The organism is Candidatus Krumholzibacteriota bacterium, from assembly GCA_016932415.1.
In the GTDB taxonomy this organism is placed as follows: domain Bacteria; phylum Krumholzibacteriota; class Krumholzibacteriia; order Krumholzibacteriales; family Krumholzibacteriaceae; genus Krumholzibacterium.
Map to the genome: position 1 here is coordinate 1 of JAFGCX010000016.1, position 21616 is coordinate 21616.

Annotated in this window: 18 protein-coding genes; 13 read left to right on the forward strand and 5 right to left on the reverse strand. The window is 53.4% G+C overall.

Features of this window, described 5'->3' with window-relative positions; translation table 11 throughout:
* The 5 genes from JW814_05910 to JW814_05930 all read right to left on the reverse strand — a co-directional run.
* Positions 1-947, reverse strand: a 947-nt coding sequence (locus tag JW814_05910; GenBank protein ID MBN2070975.1) for a hypothetical protein, incomplete at its 3' end; no start/stop codon positions are given.
* A gap of 12 nt (positions 948-959) precedes the next feature.
* A complete protein-coding gene (locus JW814_05915; GenBank protein MBN2070976.1) occupies positions 960-2081 on the reverse strand; it encodes a hypothetical protein in 1122 nt (373 codons plus the stop codon).
* Complete coding sequence (locus tag JW814_05920) at positions 2071-3408, reverse strand: tetratricopeptide repeat protein (GenBank protein MBN2070977.1); 1338 nt, start codon at positions 3406-3408, stop codon at positions 2071-2073. Before JW814_05920 ends, JW814_05915 begins: the two co-directional genes overlap by 11 nt.
* Before the next feature lie 27 nt (positions 3409-3435).
* The gene (locus JW814_05925; protein MBN2070978.1) at positions 3436-4485 is read right to left on the reverse strand and encodes a hypothetical protein; all 1050 of its coding nucleotides are present in this window, start codon (positions 4483-4485) and stop codon (positions 3436-3438) included.
* A 54-nt stretch (positions 4486-4539) separates the two neighbouring features.
* Positions 4540-6030 (reverse strand): serine/threonine protein kinase, encoded by a 1491-nt coding sequence (locus tag JW814_05930; protein ID MBN2070979.1) that lies wholly within the window; start codon positions 6028-6030, stop codon positions 4540-4542.
* A gap of 451 nt (positions 6031-6481) precedes the next feature.
* Between JW814_05930 and JW814_05935 the strand changes: the two genes are divergently transcribed.
* From JW814_05935 to JW814_05995, 13 genes are all read left to right on the forward strand, one after another.
* On the forward strand, positions 6482-7897 hold the full coding sequence (locus tag JW814_05935) for a TrkH family potassium uptake protein (GenBank protein MBN2070980.1): 1416 nt from the start codon (positions 6482-6484) through the stop codon (positions 7895-7897).
* A gap of 20 nt (positions 7898-7917) precedes the next feature.
* A complete protein-coding gene (locus JW814_05940) occupies positions 7918-8592 on the forward strand; it encodes a TrkA family potassium uptake protein (protein MBN2070981.1) in 675 nt (224 codons plus the stop codon).
* Positions 8593-8957: 365 nt separating this feature from the next.
* On the forward strand, positions 8958-9947 hold the full coding sequence (locus JW814_05945; GenBank protein MBN2070982.1) for an AAA family ATPase: 990 nt from the start codon (positions 8958-8960) through the stop codon (positions 9945-9947).
* A gap of 27 nt (positions 9948-9974) precedes the next feature.
* Complete coding sequence (locus JW814_05950) at positions 9975-10850, forward strand: DUF58 domain-containing protein (GenBank protein MBN2070983.1); 876 nt, start codon at positions 9975-9977, stop codon at positions 10848-10850.
* A 5-nt stretch (positions 10851-10855) separates the two neighbouring features.
* Entirely contained in the window at positions 10856-11908 is a 1053-nt protein-coding gene (locus JW814_05955; protein ID MBN2070984.1) for a hypothetical protein, read from the forward strand.
* A 92-nt stretch (positions 11909-12000) separates the two neighbouring features.
* The gene (locus tag JW814_05960) at positions 12001-13017 is read left to right on the forward strand and encodes a hypothetical protein (GenBank protein MBN2070985.1); all 1017 of its coding nucleotides are present in this window, start codon (positions 12001-12003) and stop codon (positions 13015-13017) included.
* 12 nt (positions 13018-13029) lie between these two features.
* Positions 13030-14094, forward strand: coding sequence for a VWA domain-containing protein (locus JW814_05965; protein ID MBN2070986.1), 1065 nt, complete (start codon positions 13030-13032; stop codon positions 14092-14094).
* Positions 14095-14121: 27 nt separating this feature from the next.
* Positions 14122-15168 carry a VWA domain-containing protein gene (locus JW814_05970; GenBank protein MBN2070987.1) on the forward strand — a complete coding sequence of 349 codons (1047 nt, stop codon included), beginning with the start codon at positions 14122-14124 and terminating at the stop codon, positions 15166-15168.
* 2 nt (positions 15169-15170) lie between these two features.
* A complete protein-coding gene (locus JW814_05975; protein MBN2070988.1) occupies positions 15171-16295 on the forward strand; it encodes a tetratricopeptide repeat protein in 1125 nt (374 codons plus the stop codon).
* Between the two features lie 14 nt (positions 16296-16309).
* Positions 16310-18181, forward strand: a complete 1872-nt coding sequence (locus JW814_05980; GenBank protein ID MBN2070989.1) for a BatD family protein — start codon at positions 16310-16312, stop codon at positions 18179-18181.
* Between the two features lie 105 nt (positions 18182-18286).
* Positions 18287-19177: a hypothetical protein gene (locus JW814_05985; GenBank protein MBN2070990.1), complete on the forward strand. Its 891-nt coding sequence runs from the start codon at positions 18287-18289 to the stop codon at positions 19175-19177.
* A gap of 69 nt (positions 19178-19246) precedes the next feature.
* Positions 19247-20653, forward strand: a complete 1407-nt coding sequence (locus JW814_05990) for a C1 family peptidase (GenBank protein MBN2070991.1) — start codon at positions 19247-19249, stop codon at positions 20651-20653.
* A 26-nt stretch (positions 20654-20679) separates the two neighbouring features.
* On the forward strand, positions 20680-21540 hold the full coding sequence (locus tag JW814_05995; protein ID MBN2070992.1) for an MBL fold metallo-hydrolase: 861 nt from the start codon (positions 20680-20682) through the stop codon (positions 21538-21540).
* The last annotated feature ends 76 nt before the right edge of the window (positions 21541-21616 follow it).

The window sequence follows — 21616 nt, forward strand, 5'->3', positions numbered from 1 at the left end:
GTCGCTGTCCCATGGAGGGCGTTGGGAGATGTATCCTCTATCCACGAGGGGTCCTCGCTGCCGGTGCCCCATCCGAGCTTGTATTCTGCCAGTATCGCTGCCGAGTAGGGAAAGAGACTGACATTGGCATCTTCCCTGTAGACATCCTTGACGGACATGTCGCTTCCGGTGTTGTCCTTCATCAACGTGACGCTTGGATAGAAATGGATCGATTCTGCAGGCCAGTCGTTGAAAAAGGTCCAGATATATACAGTCGCGAGAAAAGCGTCTCCGTTGGAATCGACTATTGTGCCTCCTTCGGTCCTGCAGGTCACATTGAAGCGAACCGAGTTATCTTCTCTCGTCGACCATGTAAGCGCAGCGATATCGGACAGCATCGGGTTAATGACGACATTCTCTACGCGGTAGGTATATTCAGAGGTCATCCCGTTATTATAAAGGACCCCTTCGAAGGTATGCAGGTCGTTCAGATTGAAGACCCTGATCTTCATCTTAAGAGTCGTGCCCATCGGTTTCACGTCGTACATCGGCGAGACCTTGACCATCTGCACTCTCGGATGAAGCTCGATCGTCAGGCTGAGTTCCCCATCCGGTTCGACGTCGGCGACCGTTTCGCCTGAATAGATCACTTCTCCTCCATAGCCCAATGCTTCGAGCCTGAACCTCCGCTCAGGTCCGGCCGGGACAACGACCTCGCCGCCAAGATACCCGTTCAGGTAATAGAGCTGCTGCTCGATCGGTTCGGCGATTCCCGGACCGGTCACTGTCACAAGGAAGGTCGCGGCGACAGTCCCGTCGAGATTGCTTCCCGCGAGATCGATCCTGAGGGCGATCTCCTGCGCGGGCGCGCTACTGGTGATCTTTTCAGAACAGGACGAAAAGGCCAGGGCGGCGACAAGGAGCAGGAGCACCGGAATATAACGGGGTTTATAAACTCTTGTCTTCATCAACAACTCCTTTTAATACGCGAATCTGATCCCGCCGGCGATCTGCAGGCCCCTTATATCGATATCATCGAGTTCGGTAGATCCCATATGGTATATCAGGCCCAAGTCGAGATTGAATCTTTCTGAAAGGTTCCTGTTGAAATCGACTCCGAAATGATAGATCGACGATTTTCCCAGGTATTCCTCGCTCGTCATGATCTGTCTCATACCGGCGATCCCCGCCAAGCTGGTTCCTTTGCCGAGGTTGTAGGCGAGGCGCAGGAACGAATCGAATTCATCGCCGTATTTCTTCAGCTGGCTCTCTATGACTCCATCGCTGAGGCTGTAGCGTTTGTTTCTTCCGCGGATTATCATTCTGACGCCGATCGTGCCTGTGTATTTTTCGAACGGACGGACAGCCATCAACCTTGCGTTGAACTGGGGAGCCTGTTTGTAGATATCCTCATCGTCGAGCTGGTCCGTCGTGAAAAGAGAAAATCCAGCGTCCGCCGAGTATGTGATCTTTCCTATCCTTGTATTCGCCGTGCCGGCTAAGGTGAAGGCGTCTCCCGGATCATAATCGCCGCTCCCCGAGTAAGGCTGGTAAGTCCCGCAATAGTCGTATATCGCTGATACTCCGTATTTGAAGCTACCGATCTCCTTCGCTCCGCCGGCCTGAAGGTTGAAGCCGAGCCCTTCTCCGTACCTTCTCATCGGGAGGGAGAGGAAATCATACGACAGGAACTCTATGATCGCCCTCTCATCGACCGGGTCGAGCTTGCGTTTTCCCGTGGGAAGGTTCACTCCCGCTGAAAGAAGGACCTGGTCTTTTACGAACGAGTGGGAGAGCTGGATCCTCAGGTCCCCGAGACCTGAGATATCTGCTTCTTCGCTTCCCATGTCGAGGTTATTCGACCCGGAAGCCAGATAATACCTCGCTTCGAAGTTGTCCCTGAGGGGCAGGAAGCCCGAGAAGGCGAATGTATATTGCGAAATGACTGTCTTCTCGCCACCGGGAACATCCAGCGACCAGTTGTTGTAGTGGAATTTAAGGATAGACGATGCTGGTTGCTGGTATACTATCTGGCTCTCGGCGCCGGTAGCAAGGAGAGCCACTATGACAGCTGCCGTTATAAATATATTTTTAGTCTGCATCCAGATTCCCCCAGATCATTATTGTACCGAATCCTTTTCCGACCGGACCTCCTCCAGGTGGTTCGATGGCGTATGAACCGTACAGCCAGTACAGATCGGTATTCATGATAAATTGGTTATTGGCGAGATTCGCCGCCTGGACGCTGCCCAGTCCGCCTTCTTCAGAACCTTTTTGCATCGAGGAAGTCACTTTTCTCTCGAAATCGGAGCCTCCTCTGCCAGGCTTACCCTTGTCATTATAATCTGACGTGCTCGTCATCTTAGCCGCCATGCCGGAGGCCGCTGAAAACCCCGGATCCTGGGTGCTGGCTTCTCTGAACGATCTGGCCGCGTCGCCGTACATCCCGCGCCGTTCGTAGAACAATCCCTTGCTGTACGACATGAAGGCGAGGAACGATTCGGTAGGCACTTCCTCGATCGCGTCGCGTTCTTTTTTGCTTATCTGCACTCCGAGAGTGTCGAGAAGAGAAAAAACGAATTCTTTCTGCACGTCGAAAAACCGGCCGAGTTCTCCCTGCATCGGTTTCGTGCCGCTCAGGGAACTCTCTTCGGTATCGACTATCCTGCTGTCGATCCTGAACCCCTCTTTTCCGGTACTAGTTACGCTTCCCACCACTACGTTACGGCTTCCGAGGAGTTTTCCGATCCTCGGGGCGTTGACGGGATCGGCGAACCCTGATTCACCGAGTTCCAGCTCGTCGAGGATGACGTTTATCTTCAGCCTCTCAAGGACCTTGAGGTCCCCGACTTTCGCCAGGTCCATGGCGGTGAATTCGGCCAGTCCCAGCGCAAGCGGCTCGATTTCGCGGGGAAGGTTCGAACCGTCGAAATTTATTACGGCGATCGTGTTTCGAGGAGTGGCGACGACAGAGAGGGAATCTTCGTCCCTTACCGCCATCCGGGCTTCATTGATAAGTTTTTTGTCTATAAGGACGCCGAGCCGTCCTTCGATCATATCTTTCGTCTCTCCGTCTCCGTAAAGGTTGATTGCGGCGCCGTAGACCCGGATCGCCTTGTCGATCTCGCCGGTCTGTTCGAAGATGAGGCCGAGATAGAAATTCGAAAGGGCGTTGGGCCTGATCCTGTTCGACGAGGCGAAAGCCTCTTCCGCTTTGGACAGGACACCCTGGTTGTAGTACGCTATGCCGATCTCTCTCCAGGCCATGAAATCATCAGGTGCCTCACCGACTGCCTCGTACAGGATCGAGAGAGCTGTGTCATAATCGCCACCGTCTGACGCTCTCTTCCCCTGAGTGTAGAGGCTCTGGGCGCACCCAGCCGAGAGAAGGGCCGCGATCAGCAGTATTATCGGAATATATCTGCTCATTACACTCTCCTTGTCATCCGGGGCGGATCAGCCGATCAAAGGTTTGTAGATCTCCATCTTTTTCTTTGCCTCGGTGAAACTGTTATCCTTTTCGTAAGCCATCTTGAAATGTTCATAAGCCTTTTTATAATCATATTCATCCATGTATTTAAGGCCGAGCGAGTAGAGCCGCGCCGCGCTCATGTCTTCGGTCGCCGATTCGCTTATCGCGGCGGCTGTCTCCTCGGTCAGCATGATATCGAGCTGTCCGGCGATCTTCTGCACCAGTTCCTTCTCCATCTTGACGAAATTCGGTTCACCCTCGCTGTCGGCCGTGCAGATTATTTCCGACGTCTCCACATCGACGACGCGTACTACCATCCGCGCGCTCTTCTTGTCGATCTGGGAGATCGAGCCGAAGATCATCATCCGGGCGCCGAGCATCTTTCCTATCTTCACCGCTGATGCCTGGTCTATCTTACCTTCCTCGACGAGCTTGAGCTCCTGGAGGAGGTATTCGAGCTTGTCTCTTTCGACGACTTTGATATCGGTCAGTTTCGAAAAGTCGTATTCGAAGAAATCAGCTAGGCCCCTGCTCAGCTCGCCAAGTTCTTCCTTGTATTTCCCTATCGAGAAATTATCGAATTCCATCACCGCTATCGTCTTTACCTTCGGTCCCGAATCGTCCGGGCAGGTGAGAAGGTCTTTTTCGCTGCAGAGCTTGTACCACTGGTCCCTGAGCTCTGTCGGCCAGAGTTCGCGGGGCAGGTTTATCAGGCAGTGGCCGATCCCGGAGATCGTCTTGAGGTATTCGTATGACTTTAACTTGTATTTGTACCCCTTCGCGTAGGTGATGATGCTTTTTACCTCGTAGATCGCTATCGAGTCGTTAGCAGTAAGTCCCGTCTGAGTCAGGAGCTCGTCGGTGATCTTGAGCCCCGCGTCGAACTCGCCGTCGAGGTAGAGGTCTACCGCCTTGGCGAGCTCTCCTGAAAGCTCGATCCCGGTCGCCGGCGTAGCGGAATACGAATGCGAGAAAAAGAGCGAAAGGACAGATACAACCACAATTGATACAGAGATAAGATGCCTGCGGCTCATCTGGTTACCCCCTGGTTTCAGGTTTTGGTGTTACACCTCGATTTTAAACCATTTTTATTGTCCAGACCATCTTTTATTTATCTTTTTCGTCTGGTCGCGGGTGATGATGACGGTCTCGGTGTGCTGCTGTTCGACGCCGTCTATCACCTTTACCATCTTGATGATATGGCGGCCTGGTGAGAGTGAGAAGGTAAAGGGTGTCTGTTCTTTCTGTTTGATTCCGTCTATGTATATGTCGGCATACCCCGGTCTTGAAAGGACCTTGAGAAATCCCGTCGCGGGATCTGCCGCCGGCCTGCTGACAGGTGGCGGCGAGGTTGTTGAGGGGTCGCTGCCGGTGCCGGAAGATTCGTCTTTTTGATCATCTTTGATCCCACTGCTCCCGTCAGAGGCAGAGTTTGACTTGCCCGCAGGGTTGTCTTTCCCGGTCGAACCGCCGTCGCCGGCTGCTCCGTCCAGGTCATCATCGATATCCGCGGCGACTTCCACGCTGTCCTGGGCACCCTGGCCGGAAGCAAAGAAGGGAATCCCGGTGATATTTCCGGCGGGAGTGAATTTAAGGACGAGGAAAGCGACAGCTATGACGGCGACGATACCGGCCATGGCGGGGAGCAGTTTTGATCTTCCCCCCGTTCCGCCCGTCCGGGCTTTTCTTTTCGGGGCTTTTTTGGTTCCAGAGGGGCCGGCCTTGCCTCCCTTTTTCCCAGCTTTCTGCGATGACGGACTGTCGGCGTATCGTTCGTATACCATCTCGAGCTGAGCCTTCATCTCCGCTATCGAGTCGTACCTTTTATCTATATCGCACTGGATCGATTTTACGATGATGTTGTCGAGTTCCCTGTTGATCTCGCTGTTGAGTTTTGATGGAGCTTCGGGAGTAGTGAAAAGCTTCGAGTCCCTGAGCACAAATTCGTTGTCTCCCTTGTGGGGGAGGTCTCCGGTGAGCATCCGGTAGAGCATCGTTCCGACCGCGTAGATGTCGCACTTCGAGTAGTCGAGGTCCTCGCCCCCTTCGAACTGCTCGGGAGCCATATATTCCGGCGTACCGGCAGCCGTTCCGATTATGGTAAGGTTCGGGTCGGTCTTTCCCTTGGCGATCCCGAAGTCGATGATCTTGACCTGGCCGTTCTTGGCGAACATGATATTGCTCGGTTTTATGTCGCGGTGATATATCCCCTGGACGTGGGCCGGCTCTAGCGCCGACATTATATCTATGATTATTTTCAGCGCTTCGCCCGTGGGCAGGCTCGTCTTCTCCTTGAGTATCTGGTCGAGTGAGGGGCCTTCGATATACTCCATCGCGATGACGAACTCATCGCCATGATTGAAGAAGTGCCTTATCTTGCAGACGTTGGGATTCTTGTCGAGGAGGGCGAGCTTGTCAGCTTCCTGCTTGAACCGCTCGGCAAGCCGGGAGTCCGAGAGGACCTTCAGGACGACCTTGAGGTTCGGGACGTCCTTGTGCACGGCGAGATATACCTTCGCCATTGCCCCCGCGCCGATGAAATCGAGTACTTTGTAGTCGCCGAACTGTTTGTCCTGCATCGTCTGAAATCACCGCCGGTTAAGCCATACGCGAAAACCTGTTGAGAACGCCCTGCCGCGCGTCCTTTTCGTGTTTGCGTCGATATCCGGGGTATCCCCGTATTTCCATGCGCAAAAAGGTACTGGAAGAGCGTGATTTAGTCAACCGGTAAAGTGGTTGGAGGGTGGTCGCGAAATGACGATCAGGAAGAAGGCTGACGGAGCGAAAGTTATGGGCTCAAGATGTACCCTGCATGCATTTTCCGCTAAGTTCGGTTTTATCCTTTCCCATGTATGAATTCTAGTGACTGATCCCGCCCCGTTTTGTAGACTCTTTTACGGACAGGATTGACACCTCTTATCATCGCTGGAGACCTGATTGCGCAGAAGATTCTATGGCCTTAGAGTAGTACTGGGGAGCCTTGGATCGCTTCTGATCGTCCTTGCCGGGTTTCTTGTCCTCCCCCTGCTGATGGTCGTTTTCGGTGCTGGGCATGCCAGCGATCTGAAGCTGATTTATGCTTTCGCCTTGCCGATCATATTGTCGGCCGGCGCCGGGGTCCTGCTCCACTGGTCATTCAGGACCGATACGATAAACAACACTCACGCGATGCTGATCTGTTCGGTCGGGTGGCTGGTCTTCTCCGCCGTCGGAGCTATTCCCTATGTCATCGCCATCGGAAGCAGTTTCATCGACGGATTCTTCGAGGCTATGAGCGGATTTACCACGACAGGGATCACGATGTACACCGGTCTCGACGAGATGCCGCGATGCGTCATCTTCTGGAGGGCGTTGACGCAGTGGATCGGGGGGCTGGGGATACTGACCTTCTTTCTGGCGATACGGTCTAGAGGAGCGGGATCTCACTGGCTGTTCGGCGCTGAGAGCCACAAGATCGATCTGGGCCGCCCCGTGCCGGGTCTCGCGAACACGCTGGCCATCCTCTGGTTCATATATTCAGGATTCACCGCGGCGACCCTTCTGGGGTTGTGGGCCACGGGGATGTCTTTTTTCGACAGCGTCTGCCACAGCTTCACAGCCCTTTCTACCGGTGGATTCTCTCCCCACGATGCCAGCATCGAATACTATCAGCTGGCCGGGTTCAGGCATTATATACTGATCGAATATATACTGATCATTGGAATGATCCTCGGCGGTACCAATTTTCTCATCCATTACCGCGTTCTCAAGGGCCGTCCGAAGGCGCTTTATGACAATATGGAGATGAGGTACTGGTGGGGTTTCATCGGGATATTCATCATTATCATATTTATGGAGAAGTATATCGATGCCGGTGCGCAGGCGCGCGCTGGATTGACGGCGTTGGAGGAATCTTTCAGGGCGACAGCTTTCCAGGTCGTCTCGGTGATCACGACGACCGGTTTCGGGACGCGCGACATAGGATCCTCGGTGTTCGGATCTGTCGCGAGGCAGCTCTTTCTCGTCATGATGGTCATAGGCGGATGCGTCGGATCGACAGGTGGGGGGATCAAGGTCCTGAGGATCGGGATCCTCGTCCAGATCATCCGCAGGGAAGTGTTCCGGTTGCGCACGCCGCACCTTGCCGTATCCGCCGTTGTCGTTGACGGCAAGCGGGTCGAGACGGACGAGATCTCCCGCGTAAGCGGACTCTTTTTTACATGGATCGTCTTTCTTGTTATCGGAGGGCTCTGCACGGCGCTGCTTTCACGTTACGACGCGATCCAGTCCTGTTCCGGGATGTTCAGCGCCCTGGGTAATATTGGCCCCTGCTATATCCCCTACCAGGAGATGGGGCAGCTGAACCCTTTGATAAAGATAGTATATATAATCGGAATGCTGGCCGGCCGGTTGGAGATTCTGCCGGTCCTGCTTCTTTTCAGCGGTAAGGCCTGGAGGATGGGCTGATTTAACAAAAGGAAGGTAAGATGTATATCATTATTGCCGGCGCGGGGATCATAGGGCGCCAGCTTACGATCCCACTGGTGGAGAACAAGCATGATGTCATCGTCATCGATAAGGATGCCGCCGTCTGCCAGGGGGTCTTTGAGGAGACCGGCGCGGTGACAATCCATGGCGACGCCACGAACCTGAACGTCCTGAAGCAGGCTGGAGCCGGCAAGGCTGACGCGATCATATGCCTGATGCACTATTCAGCTGACAACATATCCTGCTCCCTTCTGGCAAAGAGCCTCGGGATACCGCATATAATAGCCAGGCTTCGCGATCCCCAGTATGAACCGGCGTACAAGCTCGCCGGGGTCACGACTATCGTCAGGATGGCCGACCTGCTCGTCAATATGATCATGATGGAGGTCGAGCGTCCGAAAGTGCGCAAGATCATCACGCTCGGGGGGGGAAAGGCCGACATCTACCAGGTGAGGGTTCCGTCGCATGCCAGGTGCGTTTCAATGACGATAAGGGAAGTCACCGAGGATCGGAACTTCCCCGACGAGTGCGTCTTTGTGGGAATATTCCGCGAAGAATCCGAAGAGTTTTTCATTCCCAGGGGAAACCAGAGGCTCCATGAGAATGACAGCATATTCCTCAGCGCCAAGAGCCAGGATATCAAGCGGGCTACAGATTACCTTATCAAGGTCTGATAAAGTCAGTTGAGACTCTTTTTATTCTAAGCTGTTTCAGTACCGCCCGGTCTGCCGCCGCGCCCGGGGGAACATCTCCCGCCCTTTTTCCGTATTTCTGAAAAGAACCCTTTCCGGGAACTTTTTTCGTGCGGACGTTTATAAAACGTCTGAATACGCCCGCAGGACCATCAGGCGAAAAGGCCTATCGGCTTTAACAGCCAGAGGTTTACGGATGTTTGACCTTGAAAATGACAGCATCTTCCGGTAGATTTGGCACAGTCCGGCGCTGAGTGGAATGGAATGGCCGGGGCAGAAGCGATTTTAGCAGATAATAATTGATCAGTTTAGAGCATGGTTTGTTATCAGATGAGGAGCTGATGAAAATGTCTATTGATGTCAAGAAGATAGGCGACAAGGTGGAGAAAGAGAGCGCCGTCCTCGAACAGGTGAGGGCTGAAGTCCGCAAGGTGATCATCGGGCAGGAGTACATGATCGAAAGGCTTCTGGTGGGGCTCCTGTGCAACAACCACGTCCTTATAGAAGGCGTCCCGGGTCTGGCCAAGACCCTGGCCGTGACGACCCTGTCGAGGACGATAAACGCTTCTTTCCAGCGGATACAGTTCACTCCCGACCTGCTTCCCGCCGATTTGATAGGAACTCTCATATATAATCCCCGTTCGGGTGATTTCACCACGAAAAAGGGGCCGCTTTTTTCCAATATCATCCTTGCCGACGAGGTCAACAGGGCGCCGGCGAAGGTCCAGAGCGCCCTGCTCGAAGCGATGCAGGAACGGCAGGTGACGATAGGCGAGGAAAGCCATGCCCTCGGTGATCCCTTCATGGTCCTAGCCACGCAGAACCCGATCGAGCAGGAGGGGACATATCCGCTTCCAGAGGCGCAGATCGATCGTTTCATGCTCAAGCTTGTCGTCACCTATCCATCGAAGGAGGAGGAGAAGAAGATCCTTCAGAAGATGGCTTCGAGCCACCCCGATCTCGATGTCAATCCGGTTATCGAGGCGTCCGACATTTTCCGGCTAAGAAGCCTCACCGACGAGATCTACATGGATGAGAAGGTCGAGGATTACATCATAGATATCGTCCAGGCGACGAGAGAACCGAAAGCGTACGGGCTCGACGTGGCCGACCTCATCCAGTACGGCGCTTCGCCGAGGGCGACGATATTCCTCGCCATGGCGTCGAGGGCTCATGCCCTTCTTCAGGGCCGAGGGTACGTTACACCGCAGGATGTGAAATCGATCGGGATGGATGTCCTCAGGCACAGGGTCATAATCACCTACGAGGCTGAGGCGGAAGAGAAAAGTTCGGAAGATGTAGTCACCTCGATTTTCAACAATGTCGCGGTACCCTGATCGGGCGTTGATCGGAGCAGTTGAAAAATGATCCCGGCGGAGCTTACAAAAAAGATCAAGATCCTGCAGATCACCACGAGGAAAGTGATCAACGACGTGCTGGCCGGCGAATACGGGAGCGTATTTCGCGGGCGGGGGATGGAGTTCGACGAAGTGAGGGAGTACATGCCCGGTGACGAGATACGGACCATCGACTGGAACGTGACCGCCCGCACCGGGACTCCGTTCGTCAAAAGGTACGTTGAGGAAAGGGAACTCACAGTCATCTTCCTCGTCGATCTGTCAGCCTCCGGCACCTTCGGAAGCGTCGACAAGCTGAAGAACGAGGTCGCGGCCGAGTTCTGTTCGCTTCTCGCCTTCTCCGCCGTGAAGAACAACGACAAGGTCGGCCTGATAGTATTCACCGACCAGGTCGAGATGTTCATACCGCCGAAAAAAGGGACCCGGCACGTACTCAGAGTGATCAGGGAACTGCTCGATTTCACTCCGCGCCAGGCGAAGACCGATATCGTGGGAGCCCTCGATTATCTAGGGAAAGTGACGACCAAACGCGCCGTGGTCTTTCTCGTCTCCGATTTCCAGGCGGAAGGGTTCGAGCGGTCGATGAGGGTGATCGGCAAAAGGCATGACCTCGTCGCCGTGACAGTCATCGATCCGAGAGAGATAAAACTGCCCGATGTCGGGCTGGTCGAGCTGGAGGACGCCGAGACGGGGGAGATAGTCCTTGTCGATACTTCCAGTCTTGCCGTCAGGAAGAAATACGAAAGGCTCGGGCGGGAGCAATCGGAGCAGTTCAGGGATCTCTTCGCCTCGATGGGAGTCGACCAGATAGAGATACATACCGACAGGGATTATATCCCCAATCTTGTCAAGTTTTTCAGATCAAGAGAAAGAAGGTACTGAACGAAATGCCTGATGATCTTAAACTGAGCCTCAACAGGGAAGGCCCAGGACAGTCTTCCCCTTCAAGACTTGTGAACATGCTGCTTATCATCGTTGTTCTCCTTGTCGCGATCGATCTTGTGACCAATATCGGCGGATGGGGCAGGCGGGAAAATCGGCAGTCGGGCCTGACAGCGGCGCAGCTGGAAGAACACGCCATCAAGCTTGAGCGGCAGCAGCTCTATCGGGCAGCGGCGGAGGCGTGGAAGGAATATCTTGTCACCACGGGAGAGGGCAGAGAAGAGGAAGCAAGGATCTGGTACAGGGTCGGCACTCTCTATCAGGAAGCAGGAGAGTTCGAAAGCGCCCTTGACGCCTATTACAGGAGCGAGGCGATAGCGAAGGTGAAAGAGATAGAACCGTCCATCTCTCTGAAGGTATCCGAATCTCTCGAAAAGCTCGGCCGGTTCGCCGCCCTGAGGGAAGAGTTAAGGAGCAGGACTTCCATAGACCCTGCCGCCGGCGACGGCGCCGAAGTGCTCGCCGAGATCGGGAGCTGGAAGATCACAAGGCCGGAGCTGGAGAAGATGATCGAGGCCGAGATCGACGCCCAGCTTGAGCAGGTAGCAGGCAGGCTTGGCCCCGAGCAGTTGAGAGAGCAGAAAGAAAAGCTCCTCGAAAGCGTTCTCAGGGAGGGAGAGACGCGCAAGTGGCTCGACAGGATCGTCGCCGAAGAACTCGTCTACAGGCTCGCCATGGAAGAAAAACTTTACGAGAGCGACCAGTATCGCAGGATGATGCGGGACCTGGAGAAAAAACTGATAGTCCAGAAACGCCTCGAACAGGAATATGCAGGTAAAGTGACGGTCACCGAGGAAGAACTCGGGGACTGGTACGGGAAGAACAAGGATAAATATTCAGAGGATGGCAAGGTAAAACCGTTCGACGAAGTGGCAGATCAGGTCCACGCGGCGGTGCGCCAGGAAAAAGAAATGCAGGCGCAGTCGGAGCTGATAAACAGGTTGATCGACAAGTACGATGTCGTGTTTCACTATTCACGATTTGAGAAGGGGAAATAGCAGGCTGGCTGGAGGTCCGTTGAGATACCGGCCTGGTCCCGATACGGGGAAACCCTGATATTGGAATCTGATCCGATCGCAGAGAAAAGACTATGAACGCAAGATCCGGTAAATTTCTTTTTTTGCTCCTGTCGGCTGTGGTATTCGCTTCTCCGGCGGCCTTTTTTGCCTCATGCGGCGGTGGTGGAGAGGAAAAGACCGGCGGCGGCTGGGAGATCGATGAGAAGTATACGCGCGGCCCGGTTGATATGAGGATCGCCATTGATAAAAAAGAGCTGACGATCGCCGAGCATCTTTCCCTGATGATCGAGACGAGCGCGCGTGAAGGGTATATCGTCGAACTGCCGAAATTCGGAGATAAACTCGACCAGTTCGGCATAGTCGACTATTCCTCGCCTTCGGCGAAGCTTCAGGAGGACGGGACGGTCGTAACGAGCAGGATATACGAACTCGAACCTTTTCTCTCGGGTAGTTACAGGATCCCGCCGATGGCGGTGACTTTCAGGCAGGAGCAAGATTCGCTCTTCCATACTCTCGAGTCGGACACGATTACGGTCGAAGTACTCTCTCTTCTTCCCGAAGACCAGGCGGGACTTGAGCTGAAGGACATCGCTCCTCCCGTTTCGATACCGCATGATCGCCGCTGGCTGTATTACACCGGCGCCGCACTTGTCGCAGCTGTCGCCGCCGTCCTTCTTGCCATTCGCAGGCGCAGGAACAGAATAGAGGAGGCAAGGACGATCCCCGCTCACGAGAGAGCTTTTGACAGGCTCGAGAGGCTTCTTGCAGAGGGATTGATTGATCAGAAACGGTACGCTGAATTTACAGAGAGGGTGTCGGACATCCTCAGGCACTACATAGAAGACAGGTTCGGACTCAGGGCTCCCGAAAGGACGACGGAAGAATTCATTGACGAAGCGAGGCAGTGGCTTCCCGTCGAACCGGAGCAGAAAACTATACTTAAAGAGTTCATGATGCACTGCGACCTGGTGAAATTCGCAGCTCACGAACCGACTGCTGACGAAGTCAAAAAAAGTTTCGATACCTGCAGGGATTTCATCGATTCGACGAAAAAGGAAGAGGAGGTGAAAGAGGAAGCTGTGAAATAGACTTCCGCCAGTATGATAAGATTCGCCTCCCCATACGCTTTCTTCCTTCTGCTTCTGATACCGGCTGTCCTCTTTATCCTTCAGAGGAGGGATCGTGGAGGAAGCATAAAGTTCTCTTCTTTGACGAATGTCCGGCGCGCTGGAAGATCTGTCAGGCACAGGCTTGCCTGGCTTCCCCTGGCGGTCAGGATCGCCCTTTCGATCCTGGTAGTAATGGCGCTGGCCCGCCCACAGCTCGGAAGAGAAAAGGTTCGAGACGTCACGAAAGGGATCGCGATCGAGATGGTAATAGACAAATCTGGCAGTATGGCAGCGGAAATGGAATACAGGAGCAGGAAGCTCAACCGTCTTGATGTCGTAAAGAAGGTCTTCGAGGAGTTTATAACAGGAAACGGGGAAACGCTCGGGGGGCGGCCGAACGACCTGGTGGGAATGATAGCTTTCGCCAGGTATGCTGACACTATGGCTCCGCTGACTCTCGGGCATGGAGCTCTCCTCAGGTTTCTCGAGACGGTTCAGATAGTCAAACGCAGGAGCGAGGACGGCACGGCGATAGGCGACGCGGTGGCCCTTGCCGCGGCAAGGTTGAAGACCGCGGAGGAGGATATCGCCAGGTTCGCCTCCGAGACGGGGGAGAGGGAATATGAGATAAAAAGCAAGATCATCATACTCCTGACAGACGGACAGAACAACTCGGGACTCAGGACTCCCGTGGAGGCGGCCAGACTCGCTGCTGACTGGGGGATCAAGATATATACGATAGGTGTTGGAGGTGACCAGGGAGTCAATACGATCAACACTCTATTCGGAAATTTCAAGGTGCCGACGGCGAACAGGGTCGATACAAGGCCGCTTGAAGCTATCGCGGAAATGACCGGCGGTGTCTTCAGGCTTGCCGAGAGCGACAAGTCATTGAGGGAGATATACGAGGAGATCGACAGGCTTGAAAAAAGCGAGATAGAATCAGTGAGGTATGTCGACTACCGGGAACTTTTCGTCTCCTTCACGGTCGCTGCCCTGATCCTTCTCGTGTTCGAAGTCGTCATCTCCACCATGATATTCAGGAGGATTCCGTAGGGCGATATAATACGATCAGGCCTCGCGTTGATCGATCAGGTCGAAAGGGCAGGATTTCTGGCGATGCATTTCGGTAATATAAAGATACTTCTTCTTCTCTGGCTGGTCCCGGCACTCGGAGCGCTATATGCCTGGGCGGCGTACCGCAGGAGCAGGGCTCTGCGGATCTTTATAGAGGCGGGACTTCTTGAGCGCGTATCGATGTCGGTAAATCCGGCTGGAAGAAGGCTGAAAGCAGCTCTTATTCTTGCCGCGGCGGCTTTTGTCGTAGTCGCTCTGGCCAGGCCGGCCTGGAATCCTAAGCCAAGGACCGTCGAGAGACGGGGGCGCGATATAATATTCGTTCTCGATGTGTCGAAAAGCATGATCGCTGAAGACCTCGCGCCGAACAGGCTGGAACGCGCCAAATACGCCATCGCCGATATGATATCGAAACTGGAAGGTGACCGCGTCGGGCTCGTTGTCTTTGCCGGTACGGCGGCTCTTAAATGTCCCCTTACCCTCGATTACGGATTTTTCAACCTGATGCTCGATGATGTAGATATAAACAGTATCGCGCGCGGTGGAACGATGATCGGAGACGCGATCCGGAAGGTCCTTGACGAGGGTTTCGATGACCAGGAGAAAAAATACAAGGATATGATCCTGATAACGGATGGTGAGGATCACGACTCCTTTCCAGTCGAAGCTGCCGAAGAGGCAGGGCGGCGCGGAATCAGGATGATCGCCATAGGTCTCGGCGACGAGACCCAGGGGCGGAGGATCCCGGTCACCGACGAACATGGAAACAAGTCTTTCATGACATATAACGGGCAGGAGGTCTGGAGCAGACTCGATGCGGCCACACTTCGCAAGATGGCCAGCACGACCCCCGGTGGCAAGTATCTGAACGTCGCTACCGGCACGATCGATCTTGGCGATGTCTACACCAAACTCATCGCAGGGGAAGAGAAAAGAGAGATAGAATCACTGACGATCAAGCTTTACGAGGAGAAGTTCCAGATATTCCTGTCGATCGCTTTTATCCTGCTGATCTTTGAGATGCTTGTCTCCGAGAGAAGGAGGAAGGCATGAATATGAGATATTGCAAAACCGCCACTATTCCGGTGATTATCGCGTCCCTTGTCTTTTCCGGCTCAGCCTGGGCCGAATCAGGAGGAAGACTGGTGGCCAGGGGAAACAGGGAATTTGCCGGTAACAGGTACGAGAAAGCGGCGGAGTTCTACGAGAAAGCCTCCGTCAAACTGCCCGAGTCGGCCATTGTCGCCTTCAACCTCGGGGATGTCTTCTATCGTCAGGAGGATTACGCCGGGGCAAGAAAGCATTTCGAGGACGCGGCGATGAAGACGAAAGACCTTCCTCTCGAAGCGAAAGCCTGGTACAACACGGGCAACTGCGCCTTCAGCGAGGGGTTGAGGCAATCGGACAGTGACATGGAGAAAGCCCTCGAATTCTACAGGGAAAGCGTCGGATTCTACGCGACTGCTCTCGAAAAAGACCCTGATCTGAAAGACGCCGCTCATAATATGGAGATAGTGAGGTTGTACATCAAGGACCTGCTCGACAGGATACAGAAGCAGAAGGAAGAGATGGAGCAGATGCAGGAGAAGATGAAAGAGGTCGTCGATTCGCTTCTTGCTTCTATCGAAAGGCAGGAGGGACTTCGGGACAGCACACTCGATCTCGACGATGACTCCCGCAGGGCCATGGCGGACTGGAAGAGCCGGATAGAACAGGCTGGCGGTAAACAAAAAAGTATAGAGAGTTCGACATCGAATGTCGGTGATATGCTCGATGGACTTTTCCCTTCCGAGGTTCCCGAACCTGTTCAGCAGGCGTCTTCTCACCTCGATTCAGCGGTGGTCGATCAGAAAGGTTCCGCCTCGAAGCTTGAGGCGCGGGACGCCGGTGCTTCGGCAGCGGAGCAGGAACTTGCGCTCGATCAGATGAATAAAGCCCTTGAACTTCTCACTCAGGGTGATAATAAAGATAAACAGCAGGGACAGCAGGAGCAGAATAACGATCAGGCTCAGCAGGACCAGCAAGACCAGCAGGATCAGCAAAACCAGCAGGAGGACCAGAAGCAGCAGCAGGCGCGAAGCGAGACGGCGAGGGGTATTCTTGATGAAGAGAAAGAAAACAGAAAGAAAAGGAAGCAACAGGCGGCTGGCGGTTATAAGAAGGTAGATAAGGACTGGTAGTCCGGGAGGCTTTTTTGAAAGATTCGACGGTAAGAGTGAATACTGCGGTGCTTGCATCCCTCTCGGCATTAATATTCCTGTCGGGGATCTGCCACGCCGAAGATATACGCGTCGTGACGAATGTTGAATCGAGGGACGTCTATGTCGGCGAGTCTTTCCTCATGCAGGTATCGGTCGATGGGACGGATGAAGCGGTACTTCCGGATTATTCTTCACTAAAGGGATTCACCGTCGAATATGTCGGCGGGTCGAACAACTCGAGCCAGTCTATATCGATAATCAATGGCAAGGTTCAGAGAACTGTCAAGAAGGGATTCGTATTCACCTACCGGTTGACTCCGAAAGTTGCCGGCAGGCTGGTCATACCTTCCCTTGATGTCCATGTCGCGGGAACCGTCTTCAAAACGAACCCGGTCACGATCTCGGTGAAACGGCCGGAGGAAAGCGAAGATTTCAAGCTTCATATTAAACTTTCCAGAGACACATGCTATACAGGCGAACCGGTAGTCCTTACCGTCTCCTGGTATCTGAACAGGGACGTGGAAAGTTTCAGTTTTACCGCTCCGGTCCTGGAGAACGAGTCTTTCGATTTCGAGACTCCCGAAGTGAAGATAGATCCTTCGAAAAAATATTTCAGGGTGCCTCTTGGAAACGGCGAGGTGATTGCCGAAAAAGGCAGGGGGACGATCGATGGCGCGCAGTATGTCACGCTCACCTTCAATATCGCGCTGATACCGAACCAGCCGGGCATGTTCGTCATACCGGAATTTATTGTTGCCTGCGAATCAGGCACTGGGATACGCAGCAGGCGCGATTTCTTTGATGATTTCTTCTCCGACAGCTATAGCGGAAGCTGGAGGGGAAGCCTTAAAAAATATGTCGTCCCTTCAAACACACTCAGTCTCGACGTCAAGGCGCTTCCGGAAGAAGGAAGACCGGAAGGGTTTGCCGGGCATGTCGGGGAGATAAAGATAGAGGCGATCGCCGATCCGACCGAGGTGAACGTGGGAGACCCTATAACCCTTAAGATCATCCTTCAGGGACCTGATTATCTAGGCAGACTCCAGCTTCCCTCCCTCTCTTCCCAGAAGGGGATGAGTGATGATTTCAAGATACCTGATGAAAGGGCCGATGGAAAGATCGAGGGAAAAAAGAAGATCTTTACCCAGACTCTCAGGGCAAGGTACGACAATGTGACGCAGATACCGCCTGTGAGGATCGCCTATTTCGACACAAAAAAGGAAAAGTATCTGATCGCTGCTTCCGATCCGATACCGCTTGTGGTCAGAGAGACAAGAGTCGTGACGGCGAGCGACGCGGAGGGGATCGAAGCGGGGGTCTCGGGTTCGCCGCTCGAACAGTGGAAGGAAGGGATAGCGTACAATTATGAAGGCCCGGACCTGATCCTTTCGGAAGAAGCGGGGATCGAGACAGTGACAGGCGACGCGCGTATGATAACGATCATCCTTATTCCTCCGGTATTCTTTATCGCAGTCTGGTTGACGCGGTCAATGCTCAGACGGCGCGCCTCCGATCCGAAAGGATTGAAGGCAAAAGGCGCTTTAAAGATGTTTAACAGATCACTTTCCCAGATAAGACGGGAAAAGGAGCTTTCCGTGGAGTCGTTCAATGCCAGGGTGATGGAGAGCTATAAAGCTTTTCTCGGTGATAAACTTCGTATAAGCGGAGCGGCTCTTACAGCCGGAGAAGTAGACAGGATACTTGGTAAGCGCGGTATTGATCCCGATATAAGAAGATCGGTGAGAGAAGCGATGGAGAAGTGCGAGCACGGGGCGTACGGGGGGGGCGGATCGGACGCGATCAGCGGTCAGGAGCTTGCAGGGATGGTCGCGCGATCGGCCGCGGAGTTGGACAGGGTCCTGTGATATATATTTTTAATTATGCTGAGATCACGTGGCATCGGCGCGGGAAAGTCCCTGGATGGATGATGGAAATGATGGAAAGCGGTGAGTGAGCGGGAGCATCTTATTATGACTGGAATATCTTTGAAATCACGCCCGAGACCGGCGATCGCTTTTATCCCGGGAACAGGCCTGATCGGTTATTTATTGCTGGTATTTATAATAGTTCTGTCGGCAAGCGGATCAGCATATTCAGCCTCTGAAAGGCTGACGGCGGAAAAGATCGAAACTTACCTTGCCGATGGCGAAATGTCTTTCAGAAAGGGGATGGAACTCGATCTGAGCGATCCGGATGGGGCGAAAGATTACTATCACAAGGCGATTCTCAACTTCGAACTCATAATGAGAGAGGGTGAAGTACGGAACGGAAGACTTTTTTACAATACCGGCAACGCCTGGTTCAGGCTTGGCGACCTGGGAAAAGCGATACTCTATTACAAGAGGGCGGGGTTATACCGCCCCAACGATGAGAACCTGCGCCAGAATCTCGAGTACGCGAGAAGCAGGCGCGTCAACAGGGTCGAGGCAACGGAAAGAGAGAAGGTCTTCAAGACTCTTTTTTTCCTTCATTACGACATCTCGTCAAGAGCGAGACTTACGATATTTCTGGTATCGTTCGCCCTGATATGGTTGTCAGCGACATTAAGACTTTTTCTCAGGAGAAGCTGGGTCAGGACAATGATCGTCGCCTTCTCTATCATAAGCATCGTTTTTCTTGTCTCCCTCGGCGTGGAGAAGATAGGCCGGAGCAGAAGGCCCGCGGGGGTGATAATCTCATCTGAAGTGACAGCCCGGAAGGGTGACGCGGAGACGTATCAGAAGAGTTTCACGGAGCCTCTGTATTCAGGAACGGAATTCAGGTTGCTGGAAAAAAGGACCGACTGGTGGTATATAGAACTTGAGGATGGCGTAAGATGCTGGATCCCTTCAGGCGCCGGCGAGATGGTGATATACTGGTGATCCGGGATCTCGCGCCTTTTTGATCGAGCTTGAGCGAGTGGGGTTTAAAAAAGGAAAGGACCTGTGCTGATGAAGAGTTATAGAGGACTTGCCTTTGCAGTGATTATGATCGCTATGGCAACTTTTCTCTGTGGCCCGGCCATGGCCGGGGAAGGGAAGGGACTTGGAAAGGGAGATATCAGGGAGATCCGGTCTTCCTTCAGGGTCGATTCACAGGCGAGGGCGTTGATGAATGCCATCTCGAATAACGATCTCAAGAAACTGACACTCAACAGGGAATTTTACAACAGGCAGGATGACATTTTCAGTGACAAGGTCGAAGCGAAAGGGATAACCAATCAGAAGAGCAGCGGCCGTTGCTGGATGTTCGCCGGATTCAACGTGATGCGCCCGGCGGTAATGGAAAGATTCAAACTGGACAGTTTTGAATTCTCCGAAAACTATCTCTTCTTCTGGGACAAGCTTGAAAAAGCCAATATGTTTCTGGAATCCGTCATCGAAACGGCTGACAGGGATATCGACGACAGGACCCTGCAGGCTCTTTTGAACAACCCTGTCCCTGACGGGGGATGGTGGAGTTACCATGTCGACCTGATCGAAAAATACGGGGTCGTCCCCCAGTGCGTAAGCAGGGAAACGAGTCATACCAGCGATACGGGAAGAATGAACAGGGTGCTTAACAGGATGGCGAGGGCTGACGCGGCCGAACTGAGAAAGATGGTCTCCAGTGGAGTAGGGAGCGACCAGATCGGGTCGCGCAAGATGGAGATGATGAAAGATTTTTATCGCGTCCTCGTCCTTCACATGGGTGAACCGCCAGAGGAATTCGTATGGAAGGTCAAAAACAAGGATGATGAGATAATAGATAAAAAATTCACTCCGGTCTCTTTTTACAAGGAAGCGGTCGGAATCGATCTCGGTGATTATGTTACGATCATAGATTACCCGGCGTATGGATACGACAGGTATTACGAGATCGATTATTGCAGAGGCATCTACGACAGGCCGAATATGAGGTTTATAAACCTCGATATTGAAGAACTTAAAAAATACTCGATCCGTGGGATTCAGGAAGGGGAACCGGTCTGGTTCGCGGCGGATATCGGCAAGGAGAACGATGTCGATGAAGGAGTGCTTGCCGTCGATGTCTATGATTACAATACGTTGCTCGGGATCGACCATGACCTGACCAAGGCGGAACTGGTGCAGTACAGGGGAGGAGCGCCGAACCACGCGATGGTATTTGTCGGAGTCGACCTTGAAGACAACAGGCCGGTCAAATGGCGCGTTGAGAATTCATGGGGGACCGACAGGGGGGACGGAGGATACTGGACGATGTATGACGACTGGTTCGGTAAATACGTCTTCAACGTGATCGTACACAAGAAACATCTGCCGAAAAGCGTTCTCAAGCTCCTCGATACCGAACCCGAGATGATACCGGCGTGGGATCCCATGCGAGCTGCGTTTGAATGACAGATCTTTGATCGGGAGGTCTCAAGGTGAAGCTCGGAGTTAAATGGGTCTTTTTCGCGATCGCGTGTCTTATGTTTCCCCCGGACCTGATATCGAGCCCTTTGAGTGGTGGCGGACAGGTAATCGTGAGCGGAGAGGAGGATGGCGCCGTGAATAAAGGGGAAGATATAACTATCAGGGTCATATACAACAATATCGTTGAAGATCCCGGCCTGGAAGGCGAATGGGGATTCGGTTGCGTGATAGAGGGTATGGAGAAGACGATATTGTTCGATACGGGAGGAGATGGAGAGGTTCTTCTGAAGAATATGAAGAAGATGGGGATAGATCCGGAAGCGATCGATATCGTAGTCATCTCGCACGAACACTGGGATCATATTGGTGGCCTCGAGAAATTTATTGCCGAGAACGATCAGGTCCTCGTATTTGCGCCGTCCTCTTTTTCCGAAAATTACACGAAGTTGATCAAGAAAAAGCATGTCAGGAACATCGCGGTAAAGGGGCCGATGGAAATATGCCGTAACGTTTATACGAGCGGGGAACAGGGGGATGAGATAGTAGAACAGGCTCTCTTTCTGAAGACGGCTGGCGGGATTGTCGTGATAACCGGCTGTGCTCACCCTGGTATAGTCATGTTTGCCGAGATGGCGGTGGGAATCTCCGGGGAAGCGCCGCTCCTGGTGATGGGGGGATTTCACCTGAGAGGAATCAGCGACAAAGACCTCAATGATATAACGGGCAGGTTCAGGGAGATCGGCGTGGCAAATATCGGGGCCAGCCACTGTACGGGCGATGAAGCGATCGCCGGTTTAAAAAAGGGATATGGCGACAGGTTTATTCCGACCGGCGCGGGGGCGGTGATAAAGGTCAGCGAGCTGAAGAGGTGACTGATATCGGACGTCCATTCTGCATAGGCCAGCCGGCGGGGCAGTTGGTAATGCACGCGCATATCCACCTGATTCC